Origin of the sequence: Methylobacterium sp. P1-11 (assembly GCF_008329595.1) — a bacterium.
Lineage (GTDB): Bacteria > Pseudomonadota > Alphaproteobacteria > Rhizobiales > Beijerinckiaceae > Methylobacterium.
In genome coordinates this window covers 1-670 of the sequence record NZ_NPKS01000114.1, presented here as the reverse complement: position 1 = coordinate 670, position 670 = coordinate 1, and the positions used below count along the sequence as shown (strand labels likewise).

The window sequence follows — 670 nt, the reverse complement described above, 5'->3', positions numbered from 1 at the left end:
GTCCTCGACGACGCGCTTCACCCGGTGCCGGTGGGGGTGGTGGGCGCGCTGTATATCGGCGGCACCGGCCTCGCCCGGGGCTACCTCGGACGGCCCGGCCTCACCGCCGAGCGCTTCGTGCCCGATCCTTTCGGAAGGCCCGGATCGCGCCTCTACCGGACCGGCGACCTGGCCGCCCGCCGTCCGGACGGCGCCCTCGACTATCGCGGACGGGCCGACGATCAGGTCAAGATCCGCGGCCAGCGCGTCGAGCCCGGCGAGGTCGCCGCCGCCCTGCGCGCCCTGCCCGGCATCGCCCAGGCCGCCGTGCTCGCACGCCGTGCCCCCGGCCGCCCCGACCGCCTCGTGGCCTACGCGGTGCCCGCGCCGGGCGCGCGCCTCGACCCGCAGGACCTGCGCCGCGCCCTCGCCCGGGACCTGCCCGAGGCCATGGTGCCCGCCGCCATCGTCCTGCTCGACGCCCTGCCGCTCTCGCCCAACGGCAAGCTCGACGCCCGCGCCCTACCGGACGGGGATGAGGCCGCGCCCGCCCCACACGTCGCCGACCCGCCGCGCACCCCCGGCGAACGGCACCTGGCCGCGCTCTGGGCCGCGGTCCTCGGCCTGACCGAGCCCGACACCATCGCCCGATCCGACACCTTCTTCGAGCGCGGCGGCGATTCCATCCTCG

At 77.8% G+C, this 670-nt stretch carries 1 protein-coding gene; it reads left to right on the top strand.

What is annotated here, in order from left to right; all coding sequences use genetic code 11:
• Positions 1-670 (top strand): non-ribosomal peptide synthetase (locus CIW48_RS32965; RefSeq protein ID WP_149314524.1); only part of this gene is annotated, 670 nt, incomplete at both ends.